Annotated in this window: 3 protein-coding genes and 1 pseudogene; 1 reads left to right on the plus strand and 3 read right to left on the minus strand. The window is 51.1% G+C overall.

Annotated elements, in window-relative coordinates:
• A pseudogene (locus tag SYN65AY6A5_RS06440) lies at positions 1-258 on the minus strand (glycosyl transferase family 1); the annotation flags it as partial.
• Between the two features lie 460 nt (positions 259-718).
• Here SYN65AY6A5_RS06440 and SYN65AY6A5_RS06445 point away from each other — a divergent pair.
• The gene (locus tag SYN65AY6A5_RS06445) at positions 719-1,444 is read left to right on the plus strand and encodes a Uma2 family endonuclease (RefSeq protein WP_099884091.1); all 726 of its coding nucleotides are present in this window, start codon (positions 719-721) and stop codon (positions 1,442-1,444) included.
• A gap of 33 nt (positions 1,445-1,477) precedes the next feature.
• Here the strand turns inward: SYN65AY6A5_RS06445 and SYN65AY6A5_RS06450 are convergent, their stop codons facing one another.
• The gene (locus tag SYN65AY6A5_RS06450) at positions 1,478-4,267 is read right to left on the minus strand and encodes a TylF/MycF/NovP-related O-methyltransferase (RefSeq protein ID WP_240530997.1); all 2,790 of its coding nucleotides are present in this window, start codon (positions 4,265-4,267) and stop codon (positions 1,478-1,480) included.
• On the minus strand, positions 4,230-4,914 hold a 685-nt coding region (locus SYN65AY6A5_RS06455; RefSeq protein ID WP_143597143.1), incomplete at its 5' end, for an FkbM family methyltransferase. The genes SYN65AY6A5_RS06450 and SYN65AY6A5_RS06455, both read right to left, overlap by 38 nt.

The following is a 4,914-nucleotide window of genomic DNA, read 5'->3' on the forward strand; positions in this document are numbered from 1 at the left end:
TACAATCACCAAGTCAAACTCTTTATCCACAATCTGCTCAGACTGCTGGACAAAGTCATAGAGGTCATAATCTCCTTCCGGACACTCCACTAAGCCTTCACGACGGTTGACATAGCCTAGTCCAAAGCCCCCCACTTTTTCTTTGGGACAGACAGTTACTTGCCGATCTGAAAACTGCGGCGGTGGGACGTAGTCTGGCGGAATTGGCCAGCTCAGGAGAACTCGCGGTTGCAGAGTTTCTTTGTTGGAATTTTCCATGGCTCGTCCTTCTAATCAGTGCTGCTGACAAAGTGTAGCTTCTGCCCAGGCTACAAAGAGGGCTAGTTTTGCACTATCCTGCCCTACGTGCATCCATAATGACAAAGTCAGGAGCTAAGTGCTGATTATACCTACACACCTACCAAGTTAGACGGTGCATTCGCGGAAAGCTGGCAGCGCAAGTGCCAAATGGACTCACTCATCTGCGTTACCCAAGCCTGGTCGCAGCAGCGCCCCAGCTGCTTTGCTGGCAACAATAAGATGGGGGAAGGTTTCCAGACATTGAGGCCGCGTGGGTTTGCTGGGCCACTGCTTCTGGGGAATTGGTGCCCACCGAGGCCGAACTGGAGCGGCAAAGGGCTGAGCAGGCCGAACAATGAGCAGAGCGCCTGGCCCAGAAGCTGCGGGAGCTGGGGGTGGATCCCGATACCTTGTAAGGGTAAAGAGAGGAGAACTGGCAATGACTAACCCGAACCCAATTACTGAGGTGCTGGATCCGGTTTATCTACCCGAGTTGCCCCCCACCCAAGACGAGCTCCCCTACGACGACAGCGAACCTATGGAAAGCTGGCGGCACAGGTGCCAGATGGACTTGCTCATCTCCACTACCCAAACCTGGCTGCAGCAGCGCCCTGATGGCTTTGTCGGTGGCAATATGTTTCTCTACTACAGCTTGGAGCAGACCCGCGGCCGCAATTTCAAAGGGCCGGATTATTTTGTGGTGTTGGGTGTGCCTAAAGGCGAGCGCAAAAGCTGGGTGATTTGGGAGCAGGGCAAAGGGCCGGACGTGGTGATTGAGCTTCTTTCTCCCAGCACTGCCCAGGAGGACAAGACAAGCAAAAAGCAACTTTATGAGCAGATTATCCGGGTGCCGGAGTACTTTTGGTTTGACCCGTTTGAGCCAGAGGACTGGGCGGGGTTTCGGCTAAGGGGCGGCCGCTATGAGCCAATTCAAGAGGATGCAGAGGGTTGCTTGCCGAGCGAGGTTTTGGGATTGTACCTAGTAAAGTGGGAGGGCAGGTTTCGGGACATCGAGGCCACCTGGATTCGCTGGGCCACTGCTGCTGGGGAACTGGTACCCACTGAGGCCGAACTGGAGCGGCAAAGGGCTGAGCAGGCCGAACAACGGGCAGGGCGCCTGGCCCGGAAGCTACAAGAGCTAGGGGTAGATCCAGACGCCCTGTAGACAGCCAAGTAACTCAAGACAACAGATGGATCCCTAGGAGGCCAACAGCAACACAGGTAGCTTTTGAATAGCAGGCCGTAATCCCTTGGGAAAGCGCTCCCGCTTCAAGGGATAGCGATAGTTGAGTTGGGGAATAAGTCTCTCCCATTGATAGGGGTTCAAGCCAGCTACCACTGAACAGAACGGCTCTCTACTGAGCTCTAACCCCTCTTCCATGAGCCTGAGAGCTATGTTGCCTGCAGCTATCTCCAGAGTTTGATTGGCCAGTTGCGGATCCGGATCCCCTAGGAAGATCAGAGCATAGTCTTCTGGCTGAGGACTGCGCAGAATTGGCTCCAGCAAGCCCTCCAGTTCTTGGATAAGCTGCTCTGTCTCCATTTCCCAGTAGGGGAAAAGGCCCACGTTGATCTTGCTCAGGCGGATCCTTTCTGATTTAGAGATTTCTGTTAGGCCATCTCTAACCACTAGCCAGTTCTCAGAAGGACTCAGCCAAACTCCTGTGTAATCGACACTATGGAGCTGAAAAAAGGCTCTGATTTCCTGCTCGAAGTCATGAACAGCTTTCCAACACCCTTGCCAGTGTCCGTAATCATCGATTTGGATGAATCCTTGGGAATGAACCTGATCATAGAAATGATGAAAAATATCCATCGTTGATTGATACCAGTCAGCATCTGCATGCAGCAGAGCAATCTCACCCACTTGCTCTCGATAGGCAGGCAAGGTGTCGGAAAAGAGCCCTGGCACGGGGACAATGAGATCCCAAACTCCCAGTTCCTTGGCAATCACCTCTAAGTTCTCCGAAATGGGTGCCGCTAAAGCACCGGATCCAAAACCCGTATCGTTGGAAGCAACTCCTCGATAATCTCGATCCACCTCTGTTGGATCAGGCATACCTGAGAAGGTATCGAAAGCATATAGCTTGCGAGGTCGACGGCTGTAGTTCTTAATCACCCAGGCCAGCAAAGCTGAGCTTCCACCCCTGCAAACACCACATTCTACAAAGTTCCCAGGAATGTCTTCTTCACAAACCTGCTTAGCCAGTGAATAAAGGCTCCAAAGACGCTCAAAGCCCAGCAAGGTAAAAGATTTAACTTTCTCTAGCACCCTAGACAACTCAAGGTTACAGACCGGATAGTCCTTGAGGTGCTCTGGCAATGTCCAATTCACAGCAGGGTCTGGAATATGCTCAACGGGCCTGACATTGCCTCGCCAGGCCACTCCCATAATTTGCATGGTCTGGTAAATCATCGTGTTCCAGCCCCTGTCTCTCAAGTAATTCAAACCTTCAGCCACATCCGGCGAGGCTAGATCATGAAACAGAATCAAGTAATTCAAACCTTCAGCCACATCCGGCGAGGCTAGATCATGAAACAGAATCAAGGCATCCTCAGCAGCATAGCGCTCTGCCACTTGAGCATCCTGCAAGGGGGCTGGTGAGTCATGATTCCCATCAATGAAAATCAGAGACCAGCGACAATCCTCTTGCTGGGCAATTTCCTCTACCTTCCCTGGGCTGTAGCCAGGGTAGAGGCTGACGTTGGAGCGGACTCCAGCTGAGCGGAGAGACTGATCAACGCTTGCATAGACTTGAGGATCAGCCAGAGCAGGGTCCACCACATCAAGGGCAACTCCTCCTGCTGCCAAGTGAGCGGTTGACCAGCCCAACCAACAGCCGATCTCCAGAGCAGATTTTCCTCGAAACTTTAGCGCAGTATTGTACAGAATGTGTGCCTCGTCCCGACTAACAAAGCCGATGGTAGGTTGACGTAGATCCGTATGCCAAAGGTGAGGAACTTCTTTCCGTAGATAAGGCCAGGGGTGAGAGCTTGGCTCGGCCGCAATCATTGAAGGAAAGCTATGGTCAAGATGTATTCTAATCTGGTTAGGCGATACGTAGTCGTATCTCTTGACCGGAGTGGAGATGATGCCTGCATACCGCAAGCTAGCTTCAATCTTAAAACCTTCAGTTGTAAGCGCAATATGAGTTGGTCTCACCTTAACGTCGGCTGTAAGATGTATGATTCCTACTGGATTGTGAGGTGGAAAAGGATCCACCCAAATCTTCCTTTGCAAATCCCATTGGGGCATCTCACAATGGGCTAGCCAGTTGCAATTTAATGGCAAAAGTTCAACTCTATCCAGACCTATATCTCTATAAATAGCCACGTTTAGAGCAAACTGGTCTGTCCACAAATCAAGGCACCTAGAAATAGCTTGACCTAATCTTTTGCCCCATATTGACCAATGAATAGACTGTCTGGCACCAGAAAACACACCGGCATTCAGCAAAGGCTCTATCTCTAAACCAGCAAAATCCGTGTAGTGAAAGTAGCGACTATATTGCAAAGTTATCCAAGCGTGTCTCACGGATTTGGTGCTGTGTTTAGCAAATAACCCCGGGACTATTGCAAAGCCCTTTCTTTTTGCTCCCAAAGCAAGAAGATAAATTGCAGACCAATCTTGCACCCAAGCATCTGCATCAATCCAAATATAAACTTCATAGCCTGGAAAGTATTCAGGAAGGAAAGGCCTAGAAACTAGTGCCTTGAGATACTTGGGTTGTCTATCAATGTCGGGAATATCATAGTTCCAACCTGGCTCAACGATGTGGTCAACGTACTGACCTATCCATTGCAACTGCTCCGGTGTACAGCCTACATCCAAGAATCCAATATCTACAGAGTGCCCCTGAGGTTTCTCTCGGATGGAGAGAATAGTCCCCTGAACCAATTCAAAAAACTTGCTGTCAGCAGCCGTAACGATAATGGTTGAGTTTATAACCTTAAGTCTCTCCTCCAAGGCTTGAATTGTTGTCGACAAAGCAAGCTCTGCTTAGATAGCAAAGGACTCCTCTTTGGCCTGCTACAACTTCTCCCTGCCAGAGGAGATGGGTAGGATCCAACATCTGGTCAATCTGCTTGCGGTCTTGCTCAGAAGTAAACTCCACGTAAATCACCTTGATGTCTTTGAGCTGCTCTTGCAAGCTGGTCAACACCTCCACCTCGTTCCCACCTGTAGCCACCCTGAGCACATCGATGGGCTCCAAACCCAACTCCTTGAGGGCTGCCCTAGCTTCCCGGAAAGGGAGCAGCTGCTCCACTCCCCACTCGGCCTGAGGATCCTCCGGCCAGAGGCGACGGGTTCTGCAACTATCCTGCCCCGCCAGCCCCACCGAATGCACAAAGCAGTTGCCCAAGCTGAGAATATTCTGCCGCAGCAGGCGTAGAGCTACCGAATGCACAAAGCAGTTGCCCAAGCTGAGAATATTCTGCCGCAGCAGGTGTAGAGCTAGGGGATCCACCTCAAAACAATGAATGGCCGCCTCAGGGCAGAAACCCCGAAAACAAAAGCTACCAAGGCCTACCCCAGCTCCGATGTCGATAACCGTCTGCACCTGACTAGACAGAAACACAGGAAAGTTAAGATACGTCCTCTCGTAAAAAACGGTGTCTGGGTAGAGCTTTACC

Origin of the sequence: Synechococcus sp. 65AY6A5, from assembly GCF_002760415.1 — a bacterium.
Classification (GTDB): domain Bacteria; phylum Cyanobacteriota; class Cyanobacteriia; order Thermostichales; family Thermostichaceae; genus Thermostichus.

What these genes read in the sequence shown, in the direction of transcription:
- SYN65AY6A5_RS06445 (WP_099884091.1), top strand. Translation starts at nt 719, where the DNA reads ATGACTAACCCGAACCCAATTACTGAGGTGCTGGATCCGGTTTATCTA.